At 71.2% G+C, this 25,896-nt stretch carries 21 protein-coding genes and 1 tRNA gene; 17 read left to right on the top strand and 5 right to left on the bottom strand.

Annotated features, from left to right (window positions below; all coding sequences use genetic code 11):
* Positions 1 to 28 precede the first annotated feature (28 nt).
* Entirely contained in the window at positions 29 to 160 is a 132-nt protein-coding gene (locus ACZ60X_RS25420; RefSeq protein WP_469602662.1) for a hypothetical protein, read from the bottom strand.
* A 493-nt stretch (positions 161 to 653) separates the two neighbouring features.
* On the opposite strand from ACZ60X_RS25420, the gene ACZ60X_RS25415 reads away from it, so the two are divergent.
* The 6 genes from ACZ60X_RS25415 (at position 654) to ACZ60X_RS25390 (ending at position 10,847) form a co-directional block, all read left to right on the top strand.
* Positions 654 to 851, top strand: coding sequence for a hypothetical protein (locus ACZ60X_RS25415; protein ID WP_469602660.1), 198 nt, complete (start codon positions 654 to 656; stop codon positions 849 to 851).
* A 269-nt stretch (positions 852 to 1,120) separates the two neighbouring features.
* Entirely contained in the window at positions 1,121 to 3,955 is a 2,835-nt protein-coding gene (gene topA, locus ACZ60X_RS25410; RefSeq protein WP_469602657.1) for a type I DNA topoisomerase, read from the top strand.
* 141 nt (positions 3,956 to 4,096) lie between these two features.
* A complete protein-coding gene (gene tmk, locus ACZ60X_RS25405; RefSeq protein WP_469602654.1) occupies positions 4,097 to 7,408 on the top strand; it encodes a dTMP kinase in 3,312 nt (1,103 codons plus the stop codon).
* A gap of 267 nt (positions 7,409 to 7,675) precedes the next feature.
* Complete coding sequence (locus ACZ60X_RS25400; protein ID WP_469602651.1) at positions 7,676 to 8,881, top strand: DNA polymerase III subunit delta'; 1,206 nt, start codon at positions 7,676 to 7,678, stop codon at positions 8,879 to 8,881.
* A gap of 137 nt (positions 8,882 to 9,018) precedes the next feature.
* On the top strand, positions 9,019 to 10,623 hold the full coding sequence (locus ACZ60X_RS25395; RefSeq protein WP_469602648.1) for an alpha/beta hydrolase: 1,605 nt from the start codon (positions 9,019 to 9,021) through the stop codon (positions 10,621 to 10,623).
* A gap of 150 nt (positions 10,624 to 10,773) precedes the next feature.
* Positions 10,774 to 10,847: transfer RNA gene (locus ACZ60X_RS25390), tRNA-Thr, on the top strand.
* A 127-nt stretch (positions 10,848 to 10,974) separates the two neighbouring features.
* Here ACZ60X_RS25390 and ACZ60X_RS25385 read toward each other — a convergent pair.
* Positions 10,975 to 12,576 (bottom strand): tyrosine-type recombinase/integrase, encoded by a 1,602-nt coding sequence (locus ACZ60X_RS25385; protein ID WP_469602644.1) that lies wholly within the window; start codon positions 12,574 to 12,576, stop codon positions 10,975 to 10,977.
* The gene (locus ACZ60X_RS25380) at positions 12,573 to 13,268 is read right to left on the bottom strand and encodes a helix-turn-helix domain-containing protein (protein ID WP_469602641.1); all 696 of its coding nucleotides are present in this window, start codon (positions 13,266 to 13,268) and stop codon (positions 12,573 to 12,575) included. Before ACZ60X_RS25380 ends, ACZ60X_RS25385 begins: the two co-directional genes overlap by 4 nt.
* Before the next feature lie 94 nt (positions 13,269 to 13,362).
* Between ACZ60X_RS25380 and ACZ60X_RS25375 the strand changes: the two genes are divergently transcribed.
* From ACZ60X_RS25375 to ACZ60X_RS25355, 5 genes are all read left to right on the top strand, one after another.
* Complete coding sequence (locus ACZ60X_RS25375) at positions 13,363 to 13,593, top strand: hypothetical protein (protein WP_469602639.1); 231 nt, start codon at positions 13,363 to 13,365, stop codon at positions 13,591 to 13,593.
* 233 nt (positions 13,594 to 13,826) lie between these two features.
* Positions 13,827 to 15,149 carry a DUF3631 domain-containing protein gene (locus ACZ60X_RS25370; protein ID WP_469602637.1) on the top strand — a complete coding sequence of 441 codons (1,323 nt, stop codon included), beginning with the start codon at positions 13,827 to 13,829 and terminating at the stop codon, positions 15,147 to 15,149.
* 435 nt (positions 15,150 to 15,584) lie between these two features.
* Positions 15,585 to 16,511, top strand: coding sequence for a DUF2637 domain-containing protein (locus tag ACZ60X_RS25365; protein WP_469602634.1), 927 nt, complete (start codon positions 15,585 to 15,587; stop codon positions 16,509 to 16,511).
* Positions 16,512 to 16,855: 344 nt separating this feature from the next.
* Positions 16,856 to 17,425: a MobC family plasmid mobilization relaxosome protein gene (locus ACZ60X_RS25360; protein WP_469602631.1), complete on the top strand. Its 570-nt coding sequence runs from the start codon at positions 16,856 to 16,858 to the stop codon at positions 17,423 to 17,425.
* Positions 17,422 to 19,131, top strand: a complete 1,710-nt coding sequence (locus tag ACZ60X_RS25355; protein ID WP_469602629.1) for a relaxase/mobilization nuclease domain-containing protein — start codon at positions 17,422 to 17,424, stop codon at positions 19,129 to 19,131. Before ACZ60X_RS25360 ends, ACZ60X_RS25355 begins: the two co-directional genes overlap by 4 nt.
* A gap of 127 nt (positions 19,132 to 19,258) precedes the next feature.
* Here ACZ60X_RS25355 and ACZ60X_RS25350 read toward each other — a convergent pair whose 3' ends face one another.
* Entirely contained in the window at positions 19,259 to 19,780 is a 522-nt protein-coding gene (locus ACZ60X_RS25350) for an NUDIX domain-containing protein (RefSeq protein ID WP_469602626.1), read from the bottom strand.
* Positions 19,777 to 21,042 carry a helix-turn-helix domain-containing protein gene (locus ACZ60X_RS25345; protein WP_469602623.1) on the bottom strand — a complete coding sequence of 422 codons (1,266 nt, stop codon included), beginning with the start codon at positions 21,040 to 21,042 and terminating at the stop codon, positions 19,777 to 19,779. The genes ACZ60X_RS25350 and ACZ60X_RS25345 overlap by 4 nt, the downstream gene beginning before the upstream one ends.
* A 232-nt stretch (positions 21,043 to 21,274) precedes the next feature.
* On the opposite strand from ACZ60X_RS25345, the gene ACZ60X_RS25340 reads away from it, so the two are divergent.
* From ACZ60X_RS25340 to ACZ60X_RS25315, 6 genes are all read left to right on the top strand, one after another.
* Positions 21,275 to 21,859: a hypothetical protein gene (locus tag ACZ60X_RS25340; RefSeq protein ID WP_469602621.1), complete on the top strand. Its 585-nt coding sequence runs from the start codon at positions 21,275 to 21,277 to the stop codon at positions 21,857 to 21,859.
* 430 nt (positions 21,860 to 22,289) lie between these two features.
* A complete protein-coding gene (locus ACZ60X_RS25335) occupies positions 22,290 to 22,478 on the top strand; it encodes a hypothetical protein (RefSeq protein WP_469602618.1) in 189 nt (62 codons plus the stop codon).
* A gap of 259 nt (positions 22,479 to 22,737) precedes the next feature.
* Entirely contained in the window at positions 22,738 to 22,947 is a 210-nt protein-coding gene (tgmA, locus tag ACZ60X_RS25330) for a putative ATP-grasp-modified RiPP (protein ID WP_469602615.1), read from the top strand.
* Positions 22,944 to 23,897, top strand: coding sequence for an ATP-grasp ribosomal peptide maturase (gene tgmB, locus ACZ60X_RS25325; protein ID WP_469602613.1), 954 nt, complete (start codon positions 22,944 to 22,946; stop codon positions 23,895 to 23,897). Before tgmA ends, tgmB begins: the two co-directional genes overlap by 4 nt.
* Complete coding sequence (gene tgmC, locus ACZ60X_RS25320) at positions 23,894 to 25,024, top strand: ATP-grasp peptide maturase system methyltransferase (protein WP_469602610.1); 1,131 nt, start codon at positions 23,894 to 23,896, stop codon at positions 25,022 to 25,024. Before tgmB ends, tgmC begins: the two co-directional genes overlap by 4 nt.
* Positions 25,025 to 25,052: 28 nt before the next feature.
* Complete coding sequence (locus ACZ60X_RS25315; RefSeq protein WP_469602607.1) at positions 25,053 to 25,370, top strand: DUF6087 family protein; 318 nt, start codon at positions 25,053 to 25,055, stop codon at positions 25,368 to 25,370.
* The last annotated feature ends 526 nt before the right edge of the window (positions 25,371 to 25,896 follow it).

Genomic DNA, 25,896 nt, shown 5'->3' with positions numbered 1-25,896 from the left:
GAGCGCGCGGGCCAGAGGCAGCCGGGGCTCAGAGCCAGTCGAAGAACCGGTCCCACCAGATGACGGCCGTGCCGGGCCGGAAACCGGCCAGGCCGGTGACTCCGTCGTAGGGCAGGTCGAGCGGGCGCGGCGGGACGGGCGTGTACTCCGGCCCGGCCACCGCGGCCTCGATCCCGCGGCGGTCACGGGCGCCAGGCCCCCCGCCGCCGACGGCCGTGTCCAGGCCCGGGCCGCAGGCTTCGGGCGTGGTGTCACGGCCAGGTTCCCGTAGTTGCTGAGCAGGACGCGGACGTGGACGTGGGCATCGGCCTCGGTGCGGGCGGCGGGAACGCCGGCGGCGACGGGGCTGCTCGCGTCCTGCCGTCCGTCGGGGGTGGCAGGGGCGCGCGAACGCAGTCCAGCGCGCGGAACAGGTCGCGTACGGACTGATCGCCGGGCACGCGACGAGGCTGGGCCGGGTCCCGGCGCCTGCCGGCGCGGTCGGTTGTAAAAAGGCCGGAAAATGCGGATGGCATGCGTGCGCCGACGATGCTCGATCGTATGTTCGGTTGCGTGGTGGCCCGCTGTCCATCTCGATGTGGCACGCCCGTCTCCGGCGCGTGCCACCCTCCCCGCGCTGGGGGAGCGGGAGGTCACGGAAGGGGAGCGCGGCGATGGAGGGCGGGCCGGCGATCTACGCGGGAGTGGTGTTCGCCCTGTTCGGAGGCGCTCTGCTCATCTGGGCCGGCACCCGGCTCCGGCGCGGGGAGCCGGTGGCCGAGGGTGTGAACCGGGTCGCATCGGCCACCCTCGCGAGCGTCGCCGGGACGGCCGCGTCGGCCCTCGGCGTGTACTGCCTGACCCGCCTCTGACGTCGGCGGGTGTCCTGTGGCGAGCGGGTCGCCGGAGTAAGGGGAGCGTCACGCTCCGGACAGGGGCCGGAGGGCTGCCGGACGGTCCGGGCGGCAGGAATGCCGGTAGTCGGGTTACCGTTCGAGTGGCCGTTGTGGGCTTTTCCCGTTTGACACGGGGGCGGGATGTACCGTCACACTCCGCAGCGTCACACGTGCCAGCAGTACGCCGCGACCCCGGGACGAAGGCCCTGGGGAGACCCCAGCGTCGACCGGAGAGAAGAGCGAAGTTGTCCCCGACCAGCGAGACCGCACAGGGCGGCCGCCGACTCGTCATCGTCGAGTCGCCTGCCAAGGCGAAGACGATCAAGGGCTACCTCGGCCCCGGCTACACCGTCGAGGCGAGCGTCGGGCACATCCGTGACCTTCCCAACGGCGCCGCGGAGGTGCCCGAGAAGTACACCGGCGAGGTCCGCCGCCTCGGTGTGGACGTAGAACACGACTTCCAGCCGATCTATGTCATCAACGCGGACAAGAAGGCGCAGGTCAAGAAGCTCAAGGACCTGCTGAAGGAGTCCGACGAGCTGTTCCTCGCCACCGATGAGGACCGCGAGGGCGAGGCGATCGCCTGGCACCTCCAGGAGGTCCTGAAGCCCAAGATCCCCGTCAAGCGGATGGTCTTCCACGAGATCACCAGGGACGCGATCCGCGAGGCCGTCCGCAACCCGCGCGACCTCAACCAGAAGCTGGTCGACGCCCAGGAGACCCGCCGCATCCTCGACCGCCTCTACGGCTACGAGGTCTCGCCGGTGCTGTGGAAGAAGGTCATGCCCCGGCTGTCGGCCGGCCGCGTGCAGTCCGTCGCCACGCGTCTCGTCGTCGAGCGGGAACGCGAGCGCATCGCTTTTCGTTCTGCCGAGTACTGGGACCTGACGGGCACCTTCGCGACCGGCCGCGCGGGAGACCCGTCGGACCCGTCGTCGCTGGTCGCCCGCCTGCAGACCGTCGACGGCAGGCGGGTCGCGCAGGGCCGCGACTTCGACTCCCTGGGACAGCTGAAGAGCGAGAACACCCTCCACCTCGACGAGGCGACCGCCCGCGCCCTCGCCGCCGCCCTGGAGAGCACCCGCTTCTCCGTGCGGTCCGTCGAGTCCAAGCCGTACCGCCGCTCGCCGTACGCCCCGTTCCGTACGACGACGCTGCAGCAGGAGGCCAGCCGCAAGCTCGGCTTCGGCGCGAAGGCGACGATGCAGATCGCCCAGAAGCTGTACGAGAACGGCTACATCACGTACATGCGAACGGACTCCACGACGCTGAGCGACACGGCGATCACGGCGGCCCGCGCGCAGGTCACGCAGCTCTACGGCGCTGACTACCTCCCGCCGCAGCCGCGTACGTACGCCGCCAAGGTCAAGAACGCGCAGGAGGCGCACGAGGCGATCCGGCCCTCGGGTGATCGTTTCCGCACTCCCGCCGAGACCGGCCTGACCGGCGACCAGTTCAAGCTCTACGAGCTGATCTGGAAGCGGACCGTCGCCTCCCAGATGAAGGACGCGACCGGCAACAGCGTGACGGTGAAGATCGGCGGCACGGCGGCCGACGGCCGGGACGTCGAGTTCAGCGCCTCCGGCAAGACGATCACCTTCCACGGCTTCCTGAAGGCCTACGTCGAGGGCGCCGACGATCCGAACGCCGAGCTGGACGACCGCGAGCGCCGGCTGCCCCAGGTCGCCGAGGGCGACGCGCTGTCCGCCGAGCAGATCACGGTCGACGGCCACGCCACCAAGCCTCCGGCCCGCTACACCGAGGCCTCCCTGGTCAAGGAGCTGGAAGAGCGCGAGATCGGCCGCCCGTCGACGTACGCGTCGATCATCGGAACGATCCTCGACCGCGGCTACGTCTTCAAGAAGGGCACCGCCCTGGTGCCGTCCTTCCTGTCCTTCGCCGTGGTCAACCTCCTGGAGAAGCACTTCGGGCGGCTCGTCGACTACGACTTCACCGCCAAGATGGAGGACGACCTCGACCGCATCGCGGCCGGCCAGGCGAAGGCCGTGCCGTGGCTCAAGCGCTTCTACTTCGGTGAGGGCACTGGGCACGGCACCGCGGCCGACGCCGGCAACGGCGACGGGGACCACCTCGGTGGCCTCAAGGAGCTGGTGACCGACCTGGGCGCGATCGACGCGCGCGAGGTGTCGTCGTTCCCGGTGGGCAACGACATCGTGCTCCGCGTCGGCCGCTACGGCCCCTACATCGAGCGCGGCGAGAAGGACACCGAGCAGCACCAGCGCGCGGACATCCCGGAGGACCTGGCGCCGGACGAGCTGACCGTCGAGCTGGCCGAGGAGCTTCTGGCCAAGCCCAGCGGCGACTTCGAGCTGGGCACCGACCCGGCCACCGGGCACCAGATCGTCGCCAAGGACGGCCGCTACGGCCCGTACGTCACCGAGATCCTCCCCGAGGGCACCCCGAAGACCGGCAAGAACGCGGTCAAGCCGCGCACGGCCTCGCTCTTCAAGTCGATGTCGCTCGACACGGTGACGCTCGACGACGCGCTGAAGCTCATGTCGCTGCCGCGCCTCGTCGGCACCGACGCCGAGGGCCAGGAGATCACCGCGCAGAACGGCCGCTACGGCCCGTACCTGAAGAAGGGCACGGACTCGCGCTCGCTGCAGTCCGAGGACCAGATCTTCACGATCACGCTGGAGGAGGCACTGGCGATCTACGCCCAGCCCAAGCAGCGTGGCCGGGCCGCCGCCAAGCCGCCGCTGAAGGAGCTGGGCGATGACCCGGTCTCCGGCAAGCCGGTCGTGGTCAAGGACGGTCGCTTCGGTCCGTACGTCACCGACGGCGAGACCAACGCGACCCTCCGCTCCGGCGACAGCGTCGAGACGATCACCCCGGAGCGCGGTTTCGAGCTGCTCGCCGAGAAGCGCGCGAAGGGGCCCGCCAAGAAGACCGCGAAGAAGGCGGCGGCCAAGAAGACGGTTCCCGCGAAGAAGACCGCGGCCAAGAAGACGGCGGCGAAGAAGACGACCGCGGCCGCGAAGAAGACCACGGCGGCCAAGAAGACCACCGCCAAGAAGGCGGCGGCATCCAAGACGGCGGCTCCCGGCTCGGAGGACTGAGCGCCCTCGGACTCGCGTGCGGCTTCGCGAAGCGCACGCCCCGTGTCACATGGGTACGCCCCGGCGTCACTTTGATGTCGGGGTGTGCGCATGTCAGGACACGGGACGTGTGGTGTCGGTGGCTGCGGATAGGCTGAACGCATGACGCGAGCCGAGCAGCCAACGGCCCCCACCACAGCACCGGACGACGCCCTGGTCGCGGATTCCCGCGAGCGCGCCGTCCGCTCCCTGCTGCGCCGACCGCAGCTGCGACGCCTGTGGAGCGCGCATCTGGTCGGCGGCGCCGGCGACGCCCTCGCCCTGCTCGTGCTGGTCGTGCTCGTCCTGCAGGCGACGATCGCCCAGGGCGCGTTCGGCGGCGGTTACCGGGGCGTGGCCTTCGCCGTGGCGACCGTCTTCGCCGCGCGCGTGCTCGCCATCCTCCTCTTCGGCGCCGTCCTGCTCGGCCCGCTGACCTCGCTCACCGGTCAGGAGGGCCCGCTCGACCGGCGCTGGGCCATGGTCGGGTCCGACGCCGTGCGTGCCCTGCTGCTCATCGTCGCGCCCCTGTGGATCGACTGGACGCCGGACAACGCCCTGGCCGTCCTGCTCGTCACCGCCTTCGTCACGGGCGTCGCCGAGCGGCTGTGGACGGTGTGCCGGGAGAGCGCGGCCCCTGCCCTGCTGCCCGGCCCGCCTCCGGAGGGCGCCACCGTACGGCCGCTGCCGGACCACATGGACGCCCTGCGCCGGCTGTCGCTGCGCACCGGCTTCCTGTCCGTCCCGCTGGCCGCCGCCACGCTGGTCGTCGCCGGCCTGCTCAACAACCTGCTGGGCACGGGCGTGGCCTGGTTCGACCAGCACCACGCCGCCCTCGGCTCGTACGTGGCGGCGGGTCTGTTCGCCGCCTCCCTGTCCGTGCTCACCTCCCTCGAAGTGCCCGACGTGCGCACCCCGCGCGCGCGGTCCCCGCTGGAGGGGCTGCGCCGCCCGCGCACCGGCACGGGCGTCGACAAGGGCCGTACGGGTGCGATCCCGCTGCTCGTCCCGGCCTGCGCCGCCGTCGCGGGCTCCATCGCCGCGGCCGTGTCGGTGTGCGTGCTGCATGCCACCGACCTGGGCGGCGGCCCGGTCCTGTACGGCCTGCTGGTGCTCGGCCTGACCGGCGGCGTCGCCGTCGGCATCCGTACGGCCCCCGCACTGCTGCCCTCGCTCTCGCGCCGTCGGCTCCTCGCCCTCGCGATCGCCTTCACCGGTATCGCCCTGCTCGCCGCCGGCCTGGTCCCGGACGTCACGACGGTCCTGTTGATCGTCACGGCCGCCGGTGTCGCCGCGGGCGTGGCCGCCAACACGGGGCACGCCCTGCTCGACCAGGAGACCGAGGACTTCCGCCGGGCGCGCGTCACCGAGCACCTGCACGCCGTCGTCCGCGTCTGTGTAGCGCTCGGCGTCCTGATCGCGCCCGTGGTCGCCGGGCTCATCGGCCGCCACCGCCTGCAGAACGGCCGCTTCGTCTTCGCGCACGGCGGTGCCTCGTTCACACTGATGCTGGTCGGCGCGCTGCTGCTGCCGGTGGCCGCAGCTGTGCTCGCCAAGGTCGACGACCGCTCCGGCATCCCGCTGCGCCAGGACCTGAGGGACGCGCTGCTCGGCGGCGACGACCCGGTCGAGGCACCGGCCGCGAGCGGCTTCTTCATCGCCCTGGAGGGCGGCGACGGCGCCGGAAAGTCCACCCAGGCCGAGGCCCTCGCCGAGTGGATCCGGGCCAAGGGCCACGAGGTCGTGCTGACCCGTGAACCCGGGGCCACCCCGGTGGGCAAGCGGCTGCGCTCGATCCTGCTCGACGTGTCCTCGGCCGGCCTGTCGCACCGCGCGGAGGCGCTGCTGTACGCCGCCGACCGCGCGGAGCACGTCGACACCGTCGTCCGGCCGGCCCTGGAGCGCGGCGCGGTCGTCATCTCCGACCGGTACATCGACTCGTCGGTCGCCTACCAGGGCGCCGGCCGTGATCTTTCCCCCACCGAGATCGCCCGCATCAACCGCTGGGCCACCGACGGGCTCGTCCCGCACCTCACCGTCCTGCTGGACGTCTCCCCGGAGACCGCCCGCGAGCGGTTCACCGAGGCACCGGACCGGCTGGAGTCGGAGCCGGCGGAGTTCCACGCGCGCGTGCGGGCCGGTTTCCTCACGCTGGCCGCCTCCGACCCCGGGCGCTACCTGGTGGTGGACGCCGGCCAGGAGCCCGAGGCCGTCACCACCGTGATCCGGCACCGGCTCGACACCGTGCTGCCGCTGTCCGAGGCCGAGATCAAGGCACAGGAGGAGGCGCGCAGGAAGGCCGAGGAGGAGGCCCGCCGCAAGGTGGAGGAAGAGGCCGCCCGCAAGGCCGAGGAGGAGCGCCTGGAGCGTGAGCGCCAGGAGCAGCTCGCCAAGCTCCGTGCCGAGGAGGAGGAGCGCAAGCGCCGCGAGCTGGAGGAGGCGCAGCGCCGCGAGGCCGAACGGCAGGCGGAGGAGGCACGGCAGCGGGCCGAGGAGGCCGCCCGGCGGGCGGAGGAGGAGCGGCAGCGCCTGCTCGCCGAGGAGAAGGCCCGCGCCGAGGAGGAGGCCCGCCGCCAGGCGGAGGAGGAGCGGCGCCGCAGGCAGGCCGAGGAAGAAGCCCGGCTGCGCGCGGAGGAGGAGGCGCGGCGCCTGGAGGCGCAGCGCAAGGCCGAGGAGGCGCTGCTGCGTGCCGAGGAGGCCCGCCGCCAGGCGGCCGAGGCCGCGGCGGCCGCCGACAGGGCAGCCCGCAGGTCCAGCACCCGGCTGCCGGCGGCACCGGGCGTGCCGCCGGAGGCGTCGACGGTTCCCACGCCGGTCGTGTCGCCGGAGCCGCGGGGCACCGAGGAGACGGTCCCGACGCTGGCGGTCTCGCCGGGCAAGGACGCGCGGGGCGCCGACGAGACGGCCGTACTGCGTCCGGTGCGTGAGGACGGTGCCGGGACCGAGGAGGCCGGGAAGCGGGCGGACGACGCGCCCGCGCGGGAGGTCGGATCCGGGTCCGGCTCCGACGCCGAGGTGACGGCCGAGCTGCCGCAGCCGCCGGTGGTTCCGGGCGCGGCGGACGAGACGGCGGTGCTCCCGCCGGTGGTTCCGGGTGCCGCCGACGAGACGGCCGTGCTGCCGCCCGTACGGGGCGATGTGCCGTCCGCGCCCGAGGACGCCCCGGCGGACCGGGTGCCGTCCGGCTTCTTCCGGGACGAGCGGCCCGCCGCCCGCCCCGACGGCTCCGAGGACCGTACGCGCGAGATGCCCCAGCTCGACGCGGACGGCCGACCGCGGCGCCGGCCGCGTCCCGACTGGGCCGAGGAGACGCCGCTGGACGACCTGCCGTCGCTGGCGGACGAGCTGCTGGGGTCGTACGACGAGCGGGAGTACGGCGACCACGACGAGGGGCAGGGCGGCCGCAGGGGCGATGGCCGGGGCCGACGAGGCTGACGCGACGGTCCCGCACCCGGTTTTCCGGGGGCTCCTGGCGGCGCGGGTCGGTTCGGCCGACCGGCGCCGCCGTCGTCTTTCGCCGTCAGGCCGGTGGCCCGGCCTGACGGCGGGCTCGGTGGTCGCCGGTGCGGGCTCGGTGGTCGTGGAACGGCGCCGAAGGGTTTGCCCGGTGGCCGTCGAGGAAGCGGGCGGGCCGGGTTGTCAGTGCCCGCCCGCACAATGGATGGAGGCAACGCGGAGTGTGACGGAAGGGCGGCGTGACCCATGACCGTATGGGACGACCTCGTCGGGCAGGAGAAGGTGAGCGCGGTGCTCGACGCGGCCGCGCGGGACGCCGACGCCCTGGTCACCGCCGCCGCGGCGGACGAGCCGCTGCCCGAGGCGTCGAAGATGACCCACGCCTGGCTGTTCACGGGGCCACCCGGCGCGGGCCGGAACCAGGCGGCGAGGGCCTTCGCCGCGGCCCTGCAGTGCGTGAGCCCCGACCGCGCCCTCGGCGGCTCCCCCGGCTGCGGCTTCTGCGACGGCTGCCACACCGCCCTGCTCGGCACGCACGCGGACGTCACCGCGGTGGCCGCGGTCGGCTCGGAGATCCTGGTGAGGGACATGCGGGACACGGTCCGCAAGTCGTTCACGTCGCCGGCGAACGGCCGCTGGCAGATCATCCTGGTCGAGGACGCCGAGCGGCTGAACGAGAAGTCGGCCAACGCCGTCCTCAAGGCCGTCGAGGAGCCCGCCCCCCGCACGGTCTGGTTGCTGTGCGCCCCCTCCATCGAGGACGTCCTGCCGACGATCCGCTCCCGCTGCCGCCACCTGAACCTGAGCACACCGTCCGTCGACGCGATCGCCGACATGCTCGTACGCCGCGACGGCATCGAGCCCGGCGTCGCGGCGGCCGCCGCCCGCGCCACGCAGGGTCATGTGGACCGGGCCCGGCGCCTGGCCACCGACCCGGCGGCCCGCGAGCGCCGCGCGGCCGTGCTGAAACTGCCCCTGCGTCTCGACGAGGTCGGTGCCTGTCTGAAGGCGGCCCAGGAGCTGGTGGACGCGGCCGCCGAGGACGCCAAGCAGCTCGCCGAGGAGATGGACGGCAAGGAGACGGAGGAGCTGAAGGCGGCGCTGGGCGCGGCGCAGGGCGGCCGGCTGCCGCGGGGTACGGCAGGGGTGATGAAGGACCTGGAGGACATGCAGAAGCGCCGCAGAACCCGCACGCAGCGCGACAGCCTCGACATCGCCCTGGGCGACCTCACCGCCTTCTACCGCGACGTCCTCGCCCTCCAGCTCGGCTCACGCGTGGCGATCGCCAACGCCGACTCCGAGGACGCCCTGGAGCGCCTGGCCCGGGGCAGCAGCCCGGAGTCCACCCTCCGCCGCATCGAGGCGATCGCCGCGTGCCGGGACGCCCTCGACCGCAACGTGGCCCCGCTGCTGGCGGTTGAGGCGATGACGATGGCGCTGCGTGCGGGGTGAGGGGTGCCGGGGGCGACGCCGTGCGGCGGGAGGGAAAGCGGCCGGGGCCCCGCGCGTACCCCCGGCCGTGTCCCTCGTACGAGCACATCCCTCCCACGCACCGCGCTCGCTCCGTCGCACAGGGTTAGGCTCGCCTGATGTACACCAGGCCATCCCCTTGCCGGACCCGGGGCCCACGGACCCGGGCGACGGCGCGCCTCACCGCCGCGCTCCTCGCGGCCGGCGCCCTGCTCGTGTCCGCCTGTTCCCCCGGCAGCTCGACCACCTCGGCAGGCGGAACGGCGGACGCGGCGCTGGCCGCGCTGCCGCGGGCGACGCCGTCGGCGTTGTCGTCGTACTACAGCCAGCGGTTGAGCTGGCGCAGCTGCGGCGCCCCCGGTTTCCAGTGCGCCACGATGAAGGCACCACTGGACTACGACAAGCCCGGCGCGGGTGACGTCCGGCTCGCCGTCGCCCGCAAGAAGGCCACGGGCAAGGGCACGCCGATCGGTTCGCTGCTGGTCAACCCGGGCGGTCCGGGAGGCTCGGCGATCGACTACCTCCAGAGCTACGCGGGCGTCGGCTACCCCGCGGACGTCCGCGCCCGCTACGACATGGTCGGCATGGACCCTCGGGGCGTCGCCCGCAGCGAGCCGGTGCAGTGCCTCGACGGCCGCCAGATGGACGCGTACGCCCAGACGGACCTGACGCCCGACAACCAGCGGGAGCAGAGCGCGCTGGTCGCGGCGGACAAGAAGTTCGACGAGAGCTGCGGGGCGCACTCGGCGCGGCTGCTGCGGCACGTCTCCACCGTCGACGCGGCGCGGGACATGGACATCCTGCGGGCGGTGCTGGGCGACCGGAAGCTGAACTACGTCGGGGCGTCGTACGGCACGTTCCTCGGCGCGACGTACGCCGGCCTCTTCCCCAGCCGGGTCGGCCGGATGGTCCTGGACGGCGCCATGGACCCCTCCATCGACGCCCGCACGCTGAACCTGGACCAGACGGCGGGCTTCGAGACGGCGTTCCAGGCGTTCTCCAAGGACTGCGTCCGCCGCTCCGACTGCCCGCTCGCCGGCAGAGGTACGACGCCCGCGCAGGTCGGCGACCGCCTCAAGGCGTTCTTCCGCAAGCTGGACGCACACCCGATCCCGGCGGGCGACGCGAGCGGCCGCAAGCTCGGCGAGGCGCTGGCCACGACCGGCGTGATCGCGGCGATGTACGACCAGGCGCAGTGGGAACAACTGCGCGAGGCGCTGACCTCGGCGATGAAGGACAACGACGGTGCCGGTCTGCTCGCGCTCTCCGACAGCTACTACGAACGGGACGCGAGCGGCCACTACAGCAACCTGATGATGGCCAACTCGGCCGTGAACTGCCTTGACCTCCCCCCCGCCTTCACCGGCCCCGACCAGGTGCGCCAGGCCCTCCCGATGTTCGAGAAGGCGTCCCCGGTCTTCGGCGAAAGCCTGGCCTGGGCCGCGCTGAGCTGTGCGTACTGGCCCGTGAAGGCCACGGGCGCGCCGCACCGCATCGAGGCGCAGGGCGCGGCGCCCATCGTGGTCGTCGGCACCACCCGCGACCCGGCGACCCCCTACCGCTGGGCCCAGTCCCTGTCCCGCCAGCTCTCCTCGGCACGCCTGCTGACCTTCGTCGGCGACGGCCACACCGCCTACGGCCGCGGCAGCAGCTGCATCGACAACGCGATCAACACCTACCTCCTGCACGGCACCCCACCGCCCGCGGGAAAGCGCTGCTCATAGCCGGGAATCCCTGCGCGCGGCCCCTGAGCACGGCTGCGCGCGGCCCCTGCCCTCGCCCCGGAACCCTCGCTTCCGGGGCGTGGTCAGAGCACCCCCGGAAACTGTGTAGACTTACCGATGTTGCCGATCGCACCATAGTGCGGACGGCGCGCCGCCTTAGCTCAGATGGCCAGAGCAACGCACTCGTAATGCGTAGGTCTCGGGTTCGAATCCCGAAGGCGGCTCCGGCAAAGGCCAGGTCACATAGCCCGTGACCTGGCCTTTTGTGTTGCTCCGGGCGTGGCGCTTCAAGCGGTCCTGGTGCCGGGAGGTGGCTTGCGTGAGCGATGCGTGAGCGGAGCGGGTCCGGCCCTACTTCTTAGGCTTCTTCCGCGTCCTCTTCTTCTCTGCCTTGGCCTGGGCTTTCGCCTTCTCCTTGGCCTTCTTGGCGACCTTGCGGGCCTTCTCCGCCTCGGACTTGCGCTGGAGCGGGACCAGCTTGGCGGTGGCCTCGGCGGCGTTTTTGCCGACGTGGGGCAGGACGCTCTGGTAGATGTCCCGGGTGATCCGGGTGTCGCTGTGCCCGAGAGTGTCCGACACGATCTTGATATCGATGTCGGCAGCGAGCATGAGCGTGGCCGCCCCGTGGCGGAGGTCGTGCAAACGGATCGGCGGGAGGCCGGAGGCAGCGACGAGCCGCTCGAAGAGGTCGGTGACCTTGCCGGGGTGCAGCCAGGAGCCGTCTTCCTGGGTGAAGACCAGACCGGTCTCGACCCAGGCCGACTCCCATTCCTCGCGGTCCGCCTCTTGTTGCTTGCGGTGCCGCTCCAGGACGCCGACCGTGTCGTCGTCGAGGGCGACGACACGGAAGCCGCTGTCGGTCTTCGGCTCGGACGCCTCGACCTCCCAGCCGTCCTGGACCAGCTGGCCGGTGACCGTGAGGGAGTGCCGGTCGAGGTTGGTCTCCGACCAGGGCTGGCCGCATGCCTCACCGCGACGCAGGCCGCGGAAGGCGATGAGGTGCCACATGGCGTACAGCCGATCACCGGCCACGAAGTCGAGGAAGGCGCCGGTCTGTTCCGGCGTCCAGACCATGACGGGGGAGGGCTTTTCGCCGGTTTGTTCCCACCGGGCGACCCGCTCGTCCGTCCACACCAGCGCCTTCGGCTTGCGGACAGGGTCGATTTCGACGTGGGCCGCCGGGTTAAACGTGATGATCTGCTGGCCGATCGCGTCGTTCAGGGCGGCGCGGAGCGTGGCCTTTATGTGCTGGCGCGTGGACGGCCCGGTAACGCGGCGGAAGGGCGGCATCGCATCGATCGCTGCCTTCATGGCCTTGCGGCGGGCCCGGTTCTCCACGCCCTTCCATGGCACGGCCGCCAACTCCTCGACCGCCGCTCGCCGCTGGGCGTTCTGCTCCAGGATCTCGGCGTTCGCGTCGGTGATGGCGGTGAACATCTCGCTGAGGTGGATCACCCGCAGCCGGTCGAGGCGCCGGTCACCGATGTGGGGCTTGAGGTGCACACGGACATCGGTCTCGTAGCGGCTGATACCCGACTTCCGAATGCGCTTGCCCGCAAGCCACCGGTCCAGCCATTCGCTGACGGTGAGGCTGCCCACCAAGTCCTGACCGGCGTTGAGGCGGCGCCTCGTCTCCTCCACGTCGGGGAGGGGCAGCTTGTCGCGGCTGACGTCGGACAGCATCTCGGCGATCAGCTGGATGCCCTCGGGGTCGTCCGACTCGGCGAGCCCGAGGAGGGCGCGTACGTGGTCGAGGTCAGCCTGGGCGGCTTTGCGGCTGTCGTAGCCGCCACGGGCGAAGGACCGCCTGGTGCCGTCCTCGCGGGGCGGCAGCTCCTGGCGTATGGAGTACGTGCAGTGGTTCCTGCTGTTGCGCTTCGGGCAGGAAGTGCCGAGTTCCTTGCCGGTCTTCGGGTCGCGGCAGGAGCAGCGGCGGTAGGTGGAGCCCTTCAAAGGCGTTCCTCCGGGGTGGTGTGGGGATCGGACTCGGGTGGGTCGACGTCATCAAGCTGCGAGGGCAGGTGGGGTGGGGTACCGCCGGCTTCGCGGATGGCGTCGCGGTGGTGGCGCAGTTCGTCCTTGGCCTTGGCGGCCTGATCGACGTAGCGGGCCAAGGCCCGCTCGGCTGCTTCCCGTTGGACGCGGTTGGCGGCTGTCCTGACCTTCCAGCGTTCGTAGTCCTCGCTTTCCACGGCGGCCAGGGCCGAGCGGAGTTCGAGGTCGTGCGCTAGGAAGTGGTCGAGCATGTGGTCGGTGGCGTCTTCAGCCGGCGAATTGCCGGTGAACCACTGCAGGGCGTCCCAGGCCGGTCGCGGCTCTTGGTAGGGGAGTTGGCGGACTTCGTCGACGTAGCCGACGGGGTAGATCAGGCTGATGGGGGACATGCGCAGGGCCTTGGCGAGGACCATGACCTCGACCAGCGGGAGGACGGCGCGGCGGCCCGATTCCATGTTGGCGATCACGTTGCGGGGGATCGGGTAGCCGATCTCCTCGCACCTGTCGGCCAGGTCCTGTGCGCTCCACCGCAGTTCCTTCCGTCGTCTGCGGACCTCGCCGGCCACGGTGGCCATGACGTGGTCCTCCCACTCAAGGACGTCGTCTTCGTCGTCCTTCTCGTATCCATGGTCGGAACGGTGTTGTGTCATGAAGACACAGTAGCTTGCCTACCGTTGATTCCATGGCCTGGAGACGAGCGCGATCGCCGTGTTCGCCGAGGGCTCAGTCATGGATGGAGCGCGTATGCGCGAGAACGAACCCGCGAGCCGGATGAAGGGCATGAGCCGAGAAGAGCTGCTGGGGCTTCCCGCCGCTGTTGACCTGGAGACGGGCAACCGGGCTCTGGGTCTCGGCCGGAGCAAGGGGTACGAGCTGGCGAAGCGCGGCCAGTACCCGTGCAAGGTGCTGCGTCTGGGCAACGCCTACCGGGTGGTGACCGCGGACCTGTTGGCCTTGCTGGGGCTGGCGGCGTGAGGGTGCGGGAGCGTAGCGAGCGGTTCTGCGCTGAGCTGACACAGAAACGCTGGACTGTGGACGGGCGCGGACGTACTGTCCGTGTTCCCTCGCGGTGCCCGAACGCCCGCGAGAAGAGGGAGAGCCCCCGGCGGTGCGACGCCGGAGGCCCGATGACTCCCCAGGGATCCCATGTGAACCGACCCGGCGGCAAGGGCGTGCGAGCCCGCCACCGCCAGACGAGGAGCTGCCGAGTGCAACCTGAGAACCCCGAGTCCTATTCCGCCCCGGCCAAGGCAACCTGGCCCACCACCGCCATCCCCGGCCAGCCCGGCGTTCACCGGCGTGCCGCGCAGGCTGACGGCGCCGATCCGGACCTGAGCGACGATGCGCCGGCCCACAGGGCCCATAGCGCCCACAAGGCGGGCGCGACGAGCGGGTTGGAGGAAGTACCCGATGCGGAGCCGACGGTTGGCTCGGCGCTGCTGGACGAACTGCGTGCGCAGATCGCCCAGTTCGTGATCCTGCCCTCGCCGGAGGCGCTGGATGCCGTGACGCTGTGGGTAGCGGCGACGCACCTGCAGCCCGCCTGGCAGCACGCCCCGCGTCTGGCGGTGGTGGGGCCTGCGAAGCGGTGTGGCAAGTCGCGGCTGCTGGACGTGCTGACCGAGACGGTCCACGAGCCGATGCTCACCATCAACACCACCCCGGCGGCCATCTTCCGGTCGATCACCGAGGACAACCCGCCCACGCTCCTGGTGGACGAGGCGGACACCATCTTCGGCACCCCGAAGATGGCCGAGAAGAACGAGGAGATGCGCGGCCTGCTCAACGCCGGTCACCAGCGCAACCGGTACGTCACCCGGGTCGTCGGCAACGACCACACCCCGCACCGCTTCGCCACCTTCGCCATGGCGGCCATCGCGGGGATCGGCGATCTGCCCGACACGGTCATGGACCGGGCGGTGGTGATCCGGATGCGGCGCCGGGCCGAGGGCGAGAAGGTCAAACCATTCCGCTCGCGCCGTGACATCCCGGCCCTGCATAACCTGCGCGACCGCATCGCCGCGTGGGCCAAGCCGCTGCTGGACGAGGCCGCGAACCTGGAGCCGGAGATGCCGGTCGAGGACCGTGCCGCGGACACCTGGGAGCCCCTGGTCATCGTCGCCGACCTGGCCGGCGGGCACTGGCCCAGGCTGGCGCGCCTCGCGTGTGGGCGGATGGTCGCCGCCGAAACGGCGGCCGAGGAGGACCACCCGAGCGGGGCGCGGATCCTTGCCGACATCCGCCGGGTCTTCTACGCCCAGCGCGAGGTGGACAGCCTGTCCACCGAGGAACTCCTGCACCACCTGCGCCAGGACGCGGAGGCTCCGTGGGCGGAGTGGGGACGCGGCGGGCTGAGTGCCCGCGAGCTGAGCAGGATGCTCCGCGACTTCGAGATCAAGCCTGGCAACGTGCGCATGGCCGACCGGACCCAGCGCAAGGGCTACATGCGCAACAAGTTCCTGGATGCCTGGCGCCGGTACTGCCCCGCCGTCCACCCCGTCGACGCCGACACCACTCGCGGCGAGGGCTGAGCCCGGCGCCCCTGGTTGCCGTACTTGCCGTCCCTGCCGTGATCTCGCAGGTCACACGGCCTACAGGCAAGACGGCAACCGGGGCCAAGACGGCAACGCGATCATCAATCGCACCCCTGCCGCCAAGACGCCGCCCATATCCGTCTTGCGCCGTCCGCCACCGTCCTGCCGTATCGCCGCAGGTCACAGCCCTGCCCACTAGGACGGAAGACGCAACGCCACCGTCCCGACCAGGGGGCACGGCCACACCGGCAGCAGGCCGGCCAGGATGCGCCGACGTCGTGTTCCGACTCGGAACACGACGTCAGCGGCGCCTGCCGGGACGGAGGGCCGAGGCGGTTGCCGTACCCACTGTGACCTGCGCCTGCAACGGCCAAGACGCCAAAGACGCACCACACCACTACCCCAGGAGTACCCCGCTTGAGGCTCCCTCTCATGTCCCGTCGCCGAGACCGCCCGACGCGCGGCGACCAGCCCGGTCAGGAACAACCAGCGAAGACGAAGCCCACCGCGGAGCAGTACGTGCTCCGCACGGCCGGCATCGTCATCGTCGCCCTGACCGCCGGTGCGTTCTGGCTCTCCTACGCACACCTGGCCGAGGTCGCCGCCCAGCACGGACTCCGCGACTCGCCGACCCGCCGATGGGCCTGGCCCGCCACGCTGGACGCGTTCATCGTCGCGGGCGAACTCCTCATGCTCCGAGCGGGCCTGCGCCGCGTCACCGACAACTGGGCCATCGGCGTCACCGCCATCGGATCATTCGGCTCCATCGGGCTCAACGTGGCCGGGGTGACCGGCACACGCGCAGTCGGCAGCGTGCCGCTGCTCGACTACGTGGTCGCCGCGGTCCCCCCGACCGCCGCGATGGTGGCCTTCGGCGTGCTCATGCGGCAGATCCACGAACTCGTCGCGCGGCCCGTAGGCGACCATTCGGTTCCTGATTCAGCGCAGGTGCCCAAACCACTGGCTGCCACATCCGTCCGGCTCGCCGAGCATTCGGTCACCGCTGTCGGCCAGTCCGCCGGGACTCCGGCTGAGGGCGCCCGGCCTGCCGACCTACTGGTTCAGCCCAGCCCGGCCGCTGAGCCGTCGGCCGCCGTTTCCGTCCAGCCGCCGGAAACACCCGTCGACGCTGCGGCGGGCAGGTTGCGCGGTGGCCGTCCGCCCGGCGCCCCACTCCAGGCGCTCGTAGAGATCGGCCGGGCCGCTGCCGCTGAGCAGGGCAAACTCACCCGGGCCGTCGTCCGAACGGCGGTTGAGGACAAAGGGCTGACGGTCGGCAGCAAGCGACTGACCGAAGTGATGGACATCCTCCGGCCCGAACTCGAACCCTCCGCCGAGACCGATCGGCCCGGCCACTGACCGGAACCGCCACCGGGTGACCGGAACCCTTCCGGTCACCCGGCCCGCCGGTCACCACCCCGGACACCACGCGATCGTCCACACCTGTGGATGAGGCGGCAGCCGCCCGAACTCCGCCTGATCTCCGCCGTGACCTGCCGCCCTCCCCACCCCTCTCCGGAGAACCGTCCATGACGCACGACCCACTCGACCCCGAGAATGCCCCCGACGAGCTGCCGCAGCTGAGGAAGTCCCCTGCGTTGATGAACCGTCTGCGCCGCGCGTTCGGACGTGCTGCCCCGGGCGGAGCCAGTAGTACCCCGAGTCCGACTCACGGCCGGTCTTCGGGGGTCTCCGCCCCGGGGGTGGCGGAGACGGCCCAGCACCAGGGGGCGCCAGGCCAGGACGTCGGGGCCGAGGGCGGCCCCGACCAGGACACACTCCACACCGTCCAGCGCGAGATCCTCCGCCCCGTACGCACCGCCGACAGCGCCGAGGCGGTCGGTGGTGAGCCTGTCGTGAAGAGCGTCCAGCCGTCGATCCGCCGCTTCACCGGCGAAAAGCGTGACGCACGCGTCGGCCCCCTGCGGTTCCTCGATGAGGAGCGCGCCCGCCTCCAAGACGTTGCCGCCGAGCACGGCTACAAGGGCGACTCCGGGTTCGCCGCCGACATCGTCCTCGCCTTCATCACCGGCCGGTTCACCGCCAACCTGCCACTGTCCGAGGACCGCCGCCGCACGCACATCTTCCGCGCCCAGGTCCTGCGCCAGCTCAACCGGATCGGCGTCAACGTCAACCAGATCGCCCGCGCCCTCAACAGCGACCGCACCCCACCCGACATCCGCCAACGCCTGACCGAACTCCACGACGTGCTGGAGCTGATCGCCGAAGCCCTGCGTCAGCCCGCCGATGCGGAGACGGAGGCGCCCGCGTGATCGCCGCCATCAAACCGGCCGGGTCCAACATCCGCGGTCTGCTCGCCTACCTCTACGGCCCCGGCGACCGCGACGAGCACCTTGATCCGCACATCGTGGCCGGGTTCGCGATGCTCGGCATGCCCGACCCCGGCCGCGACGAGAAGGCCACCCTCACCGAACTCACCCGCTACCTCGACGAACCCGTACGGCTGCGCAACGGCGAGTTCGGCAAGCCGGTCACCGACCATGTCTGGCACTGCCCGGTCCGCGCCGCCCCCGAGGACCGCTACCTCTCAGATGCCGAGTGGGGCGAGATCGCCCAGCGCATCGTTGAAGCGGCCGGCATCGCGCCGACCGGTGACGACCTGGCCTGCCGCTGGATCGCCGTACGTCACGCCGACGACCACATCCACATCCTCGCCACCACCGTCCGCGAAGACGGACGCCGCCCCAAGCTCCACGGCAGCGGCGTGCGCGTCGGTGACGAGTGCCGCGAGATAGAGAAGAACTACGGGCTGCGCTGGCTGAAAAAGGGCGACCGCACCGGTGCCCGCCGGCCCACCCAGGCCGAGATGCACAAGGCCGAACGTCTCGGCTGGGATGAGCCCAGCCCCGAGTGGCTCCAGGACCGCATCCGCGCCGCCATCCCCCACGTCACCAACGCCGAGGAATTCATTGCCTACCTCGAAGCCAGCGGCGTCGAGGTCCAGGTCCGCCGCGGCCCGTCAGGTGACCTGCTCGGCTACGCCGCCGGCCGCCCTGGCGACGTCAACGAGGCCGACGAGCAGATCTACCACCCCGGAAGCAAGATCGCCCCCGACCTCTCCCTGCCCAAAATCAAGGCCCGTCTCGAATCCAGCCAGCCCGAAGAACACCCCACCGCCCGCCGCAACTACCCCACCACTCCTTGGCACCAAGCCACCGACGCACTCGACACCCTCCACACCGACCTCGCCGACGACACCCACGCCCAGGCCCACATCACCGCCCTCGGCGAACTACTCGAAGCCACCGCCCAGAACGCACCCGACAACCTGCGCGCCGAACTCAACGCCGCCGCCAAGGCGTTCGCCCGAGCCCAGCGCTCCCAGATTCGCGCCGAAGACCGAGCCGCCCACGCCTTGCGCAGCGCGGCACGCGACATCGTCCACACCGCCACCGGCCCCGACGGCAGCACACTCGCCGCCCTAGTCGCAGCCCTCGTCTGGGCCACCATCGTCGCCAGGCGCTGGCACGAAGCGAAGAACCACGCCCACCAGGCCGACGCCGCCCGCCAGGCCGTCCAGCACCTCCAGACAGCCGCTGACATGGCCCTCGCCTCGACGCTCGCCGAACTCATAGCCCGACCGCCCAGGGAAGAATCCCGCCGCGTTCTGGCCAGCGACGTGCGAGCGGCCGTCCCGGACCACGCCGAGCGGATCCTCTCCGACCCGGCCTGGCCCGCGCTCGCCACCGTCCTTGCCGACGCCGAAGCCCGCGGACACCAGCCCCACCAGCTCATCAAGGAAGCCGCTGCCCAGCGCGAGCTGACGACCGCCCGCCAGCCCGCCCGCGTCCTGATCACTCGCATCCAGCACACCAGCCGAAACCCGGCACCCAACCGCCGCGCTGAGGCCGCCCGCCTTAGCTCGACGAGGGCAGGCTCGATCTCCATTCAGCAGGGCCGCGGTCCCCAACCCGCAGCGGTGACACCCACCGAACAGCGGCCCGGTCGGCGCCGGTAGGCATGGGTGCTTCGGCTGCTACCTGAGTTGTGGTCGCGCTCGCATACCCCCTTCAGGTCGAGAGCAGGTAGCGGGCCTCGCGCACGGGCGGGTCCCACTACCTGCTCTCGACCGGCCTGTGGTGCGTTCAGTGTGTTGGTACACCGTCGTGTAGGTACAGGGGGCGTTCCGCTGCGAGGGCGGCCATTGCGGCTGTGAAGCGGCGCTGGATGCGTTCGCCCAGCCGGGCGTGGGCTTCTTCCGGGTCGACGAACGCGACCTCGGCAAGCTCTTCGTCCCGTGGACGCAGCTGGTTGGCCTGGTCCTGGGGCAGCGTGCCGCCGTCGAAAATGAAGGCGATCTGGTCATCCCATGGGCCATGCGGTGCCACCCAGTCCACCACCAGCAGCCCAGTCACCGTGATCTTCAGCCCCAGCTCTTCGAGGAGTTCGCGGCCCACGGTCTCCTCGGGCGGCTCGTTCGCCTCCGCCATGCCCCCCGGCAGGTCCCAGTCCGGTTTGTAGGTGGGGTTCACCAGGAGTACGCGCCCGGTCGGATCACGCAACAGGACGTCAGCCGCCACGCGTTTACGGGCCTGCTTGGCGTTGCCTTCGGCGAGGTAGGCGTTCCAGGCTTCTGTGTCGCCGGGGTCGGGTGCGGTGGGCCTCATGCGGGGGTGCCTCCCGGTGGTGGCGGGATCAGGTCGGCCAGGAGAAGCATTCTGGCCCTGCGCGCATCGTCGAAGCGCACCAGGTACTCACGCACCGGCCGATGCGCCTTGTGCTGCTCCAGCAGGCGGCGCAACTCGTCGAGCTGCTGGACGACCCGGACAGACCCCAGGGTCGGGCTCGTACTCAACAGCGCATGCGCGGCGTGCACCGCGGCGTCCAACTCCCTGCGCCGCACTTGGATGTTCACAAGGCTGATCTGGCTCAGCGCCAGCGACCGTGCCCGTCCGGTCTCCCGCAGGGCGACGGCCTGTTCGGCATGCTGCAGGGCGTCGTCGAGCCGTTCCAGGTCACGGAAAATCAGCGCGGACTCGCTTGCCAGGGCGGCAGCGTCGAAAGGGCTCAGCCACGGGTGCCCAGCATCGGTGGCGCCCTCCAGGTCCTGCTGTGCTGCTTCGAGCGCACGGGCGGCCGGGGCGTGCTGCTCGGCGGCGGCCAGGGCGCGGGCCTTCATCGTGTGCAGCCGTGCGGTCAGCGCCGGAATCCGGGGCCCCTGCGCTGCGAGGTCGAGCCCGGTGCGCGCCCACCCCACGGCCGCCGCCGGATCACCGGTCTGAAGCGCGAGGTGGCTGCTGCTCGCGGCGATATTGGCGGCCAGGGGGAGGTCACCGGAGGTACGGGCCAGGGGCAGAGCCCGCGCGAAGTGCAGCCCGGCAAGGTCATCCTGTCCGGAGTCGTGCGCCATCCAGCCGGCCATCTCCGTCAAGGCCGCCGCCGCAGCGAACACCTGCGGCCCGCTCGCCGTGTCGACGAGCCGGGGTGCCACCCGGTCCGACAGATGCCGCACCACGGCCCCGTACAGACGGCCGCCGCCGGTCTGCCGGTCCGCGTTGCGGAAGTGGTCCACGGCGGCGAGGTCGTCACCGTCCGGTGGCGGATGGTCCGTTCGATGGTGCTCCGGTACGGCGGCGGCTGGCTCCCATGCCCGGCGGGCCAGGCCCAGTAAGTGGCCGGGGATATGGAAGGCGTCGGCGATCTGCTCGAACAGGGCCAGCTTCTCTACCCGGCTCTTGCCGTTCATGTAGTCGTAGAGCCGCCCCTGTGTGATGTCCACCGCCGCGGCGAGCCGCCGCGTGCTCACACCCCGGCTGTTGAGCATGCGGAACACAGAGCCCATGTCCCGCTTGGCCAGCGCGCGCAGCAGACGTTCGTCCCCGAGCAGACCGGAAATGATCACCCGCGGATCCGGTGACTGATGGCTCATCTACGGCTCCCCCGAGTAGCGGTGACTCGATGCTATGTCCAACGACTGTGCGCTGACTCCGTGTTGGAGTCACCTCGTGGAGTCCCCCCACCTGGCCCGGTCGTCGTTGACTGGCTGCCAGCCACGAGGGACGCACCCGTGAACGTTCCCCCGTCGGCTGCCCCGCCCGCAGGTTTCTTCCCCGAGGCATGCGAGCGGGCCTCCCCCCTCCGCCCCGACCAAGGCGTTGACGATGACCCAATCAGGAACCACGCAGCAGAGAGCCGCAGCCACCGCCGCCCGCGATCCGTCATCCACCGTGCTTGAGGCAACGGGCACGACGACCCTGCCAGAGCGGCAGTTCGCCGCTACCTCCTGGCTCCTTGGTGCCGCGGACGATCGGCATACAGCGCGTCGTCAGTGGGACGAGCAAGGGATCGCGCTCTTGTGCTGCGGCGGCATCCTCTCCGCCGTACGGATCCCCGCTCGCATCGTGTGGGCCGCTGCCAAGTCGGATGAGCTCGGGAAGGTCGACGCCTTCCTCGCCCGGTGGTTCGACGGCGGTGCCGCGTTCATGGACCTCCACGCCCAGCTGTATTACGCCCTGGTGCCCGGCACGGCCGAATGGCGGTTGAGAGAGGGCGACTTCCGGGGCGTGAGCTACCTGGGCCGTGACAACTTCCTCGGCGTCCCTGCGAGTCGGATCACCGAACCCAAGGGGCGCGGGTACTGGTGCCTGCCGATGCAGTCGCCCGGTGACCTCTGTTACCCGGATGAGGTGGAGTCGCTCGTCCTCACCGGGCGAGCGGCCTTGGGCGAGGGAGGGGGCCGCCGGTGAGCGTGGAGACCAAGCGGTCGCGCCTCAGCTTCCCGGCCAGCGTCCAATACCGAGCGGGGAGTGGGACGTCCCCCGCTGGCCCGATGCCGTGGCTCACGGCCACCGGGCGCCTGGTTCAGGCCCCTACGGCGTGGAGCTGCGAGCAGATTGCGGAGGTCCCCGCGGGCCCCGGCCCGATCGAGCACGGCGAGCCGTTGGAACGGGCGGTGTACGCGAGCGAGGCAAGCGACGGCATCCGCGGCTACGCCCACCTCAGCGACTGCGCCGGCCTCGCTGCGGCACTGCGGGCGCTCAACTGCGGGACCGTCTCTCACCTCCCCCACAGACCCCCCTTGGGATATCCCGTGATCTGTCCCCGGGGGTGGTGGCTCCGGGCGTTCCGTCACGCCCGCCCGGAGCCACCTGCACCACGCGAAAGGAGGACTGCCCTGTGGAAGCGCATTGGGTCATCGGTGACTGCTGGCTCGGGTGCGGGCGCACCGGCCTACCGGTTGTCTGGCTCGGACCGTTGCAGTGGGACGGACAGCACGCGCCGGTCTACGTGTGCGAGGACGACCTCGACCGCCTCAAGGCGCAGGCCCTCGCCTACTTCATGCAGCGGCAGCCGGCCATCGCCTGACAGACGCCCCCGCGGGACTCCGGCAAGACGCCGCGGGGGAATCGGTCCCCACCCCCGAGGGGACCAACCCTGCCGCCCGCTGCCAGAACGGCGCGCGGCACCAGCCCGGCCGGGGCACGCCTCGTTGCTCCACCCGCCCCGGCCGGGATCCACCACTGCGACACCGAGGAGAGGCATGTTCGTTCACTCTGACCGTCTGCCGACGAGCACGGCGGTCCCGCAGGGAACCATCACCCCACAGCCTTGGGGAGTCGGCCGCATGGCGCCGTACCCCACGATGGCCCCCGGCTACACAACCGTCCGACTGGACCCGCACACCCAGACCGCCCAGTTCTTCGACGCGAGTGGTCAGGTCATGGAGATGCCCGGCCACGGAACCAGCACCGGCACCAGCCCCTCCACCGGGACCAGCCCTGACGGCAACGGCACCACCCAGGACAGCGACACCGGGAGCGACAACGACCAGTGACTGACACACGTCCGGTGTTGGTCGTCACCAGCCTCCACGACCCCACCGCCGACGTGGTGATCCGCGAGCTGCACGGCCGGGACATCCCGGTCGTGCGGCTCGACTCGGGGGACTTCCCCGCATCACTGTCGGTGGAGGCAGAGATCACCCCGCACGGGATCGAGGGCCGCCTCCTGACCCCCTCCCGCACCGCGGACCTGGCCAACGTCCGCGCCCTGTACTACCGCCGGCCGACCGGGTTCGCCTTCCCGCACCTCAGCGACCAGGACGCTCGGTTCGCCATCACGCAGGCCCGGTACGGGCTCGGCGGGGTACTGGCCGCCCTGCCCGGCTGCCTGTACGTGAACCACCCGCACCGCATCGGGGATGCGGAGTTCAAACCGTCCGGGCTCGCCGCGGCGGTAGAGGCCGGCTTCCGGGTGCCGCCCACGCTGATCACCTCCAGTCCGGACGCGGCACGGGCCTTCATCAAGCGTGAGGGCTCGGTGATCTACAAGCCGCTCCACAATCCCGTGTACCGGGTGGACGGGGTGTCGAACGTCGTCAAGGTCGCCGAGGTGTCCGCCGCGGACATCGATGACGGCGTGGCGGGCACGGCGCACCTGTTCCAGAAGCGCATCGCCAAGACCGCGGACGTACGGGTGACCGTCATCGGTGCCCGGGAGTTCTGCGTCCGCATCGACTCCGACCTGTTGGACTGGCGCACCGACTACGACCGGCTCACCTACACCCCCGTGGAGCCGCCACCGGGCATCACTCCTGCGCTGCGCCACTACATGGACCACTTCGGGCTTGTCTTCGGGGCTTTCGACTTCTGCGTGGCCGAGGACGGGCAATGGTGGTTCCTGGAGTGCAACCCCTCCGGTCAGTGGTACTGGCTGGAACCCGAGACGGGTCTGCCCATGTGCGCAGCCCTGGCCGACCTCTTGGAGAGGAAGACCACGACGTGACCGACGACGACAAGGCCCTCCGCCTCGCGCTCGCCGAGCGCCTGGCCGACAGCGGCCACCTGCGCACCGACCCATGGCGGGCCGCCGTCGAAGCCGTGCCCCGGCACGAGTTCCTGCGCGGCGGCTACTTCGAACGGGCCGACAGCCCCGGAACCACCGCGTGGCGGCCGGTCCTCCCCGAAGACCCCGGATGGCTGGCCGGCTGCTACCAAGACGCATCCCTCGTCACCCAGATCGCCGGGACCATCGCCCCCCGGGACATCCGCGGCGAGATCCTGCGCGAGCCCACCTCATCGAGCACCCTGCCCGGCCTCGTCGTCCGGATGCTCGAAGACCTCCAGGTCGAGGACGGCAACCGCCTATTGGAGATCGGCACAGGCACCGGATACTCCACCAGCCTGCTCTGCCAGCGACTCGGCGAAGACCTCGTGACGTCCATCGAAGTGGACCCGGAGGTCTCCACCCGGGCCCGCGCCGCGCTCGGGCATGCCGGCTACGCGGCGTTCCTGATCACAGGCGACGGGCTCGCCGGGCACGCCGACAGCGGCCCGTACGATCGGCTGATCGCGACATGCGGCGTCACCGAGCTCCCGTACGCGTGGGTGGAGCAGACCCGGCCGGGCGGGATCATCCTGGCCACCCTGTCCGGCTGGCTCTACTCCTCCGAACTCGCCCGGCTCACCGTGGGCGAGGACGGAACCGCACGAGGCCGACTCCTTGGCGGGCACGTCTCCTTCATGATCGCCCGCCCCCAGCTCCCGCCCCCGCTCGGCCTCCTGCCGGACATCGACGACGGCGAGGAACGCACCACCGGGCTCGCCGCGGACGCCTTGGACGACTGGAACACGCGCTTCGTCGCCCAGCTCGCCGCCCCTCACGCGCAACGACTCACCCTCAACCGGGACGGCCGAACCGAACACCTCCTGATCGACGTGAACGCCGGCGCCTGGGCCGCCGTCGTTCAGGACGGCGAGACCTGGACCGTCCGCCAAGGCGGCCCCGCTCACCTGTGGGACGACATCGAGGAGACCGTCACCCGGTGGCGTGCCGACGGCGCCCCGGGCCTGGACCACTTCGAGGTCACCGTCACCCCCGACGGGCAGACCGTGACCTGGTCTAGGGTCTGACGGCAACGAGCACCAGGAGGCGCGGACGATGCCGGAAGAGGAGCCCCTGCACGAGTGGGCCGCCCGACGCGACCGGCGCCGGGCTGCGGAACGGGAGATGACCGGCACCCGCCGCGCCGTCCCCCTCGCCGGCGGAGCCCGCGCCTCCCACGTCGCGCCCGACGCCCCGCGCGCCCTGATGGAGTGGGACGGGCAGACATGGGTGACAGTCGGCGTGGCACCGAACGCGGCCGCTGCCCGGGAGTTCCTCGGCCACGTTCCCGAGCCTGCCCCCGAGAGCGGGCCGGACATCCAGCCTGCTCCGCCTGGTCTCGGCCCCGGCCGAGGACGTCACCGGAAGCCTTGACCGGCTCTTACCAGATGCGCCCGTCCGCGATGCCCGGGACGGGCGCCGCTCCGCGTGCGACGACAACCGCGTAGACCGCTGTCAAAGTGTCGTCAAACAAAGCTGATCCACCATCAGGGAGTCGCCAAGACGGGACATTTCCCCAAGGTCGACCTCGAACTGGAGGAGAGCAAGAAGCCTTGAACTTCAACCCTGCCATCTGACCTGCGATTTCTTTGGGTGCAACGTTTCCCAGTCCGCCCCCAGTCCGCAGGCCGCCGAAAACGGCGTCCATGACCGCTTTCGTGTCGGCTTTCGGACAATCAGTCGTTCGGGCTGAAGTGGAGCTTGTCATCTCCAGTCACGTACATCCCTCTGACTGCCCATGGTTGCAAGATGGCAGGGTCAACCAGCAGTGAAGATCACGAACATGAGGCAAAGGAAACCGTTTCCGTCGCATGGAGTGCACTGGAAACAAGAGGGCAAATCCTCACCTTGCGCACCGCCCGTGCATTTGGCGAATAAGAATCAAGATCATCTTTATCGG

It is taken from the genome of Streptomyces sp. NPDC104106 (genome assembly GCF_055584345.1).
Note: the sequence above shows the minus strand (reverse complement) of the source record. Positions and strands in the feature narration are given on the sequence as shown.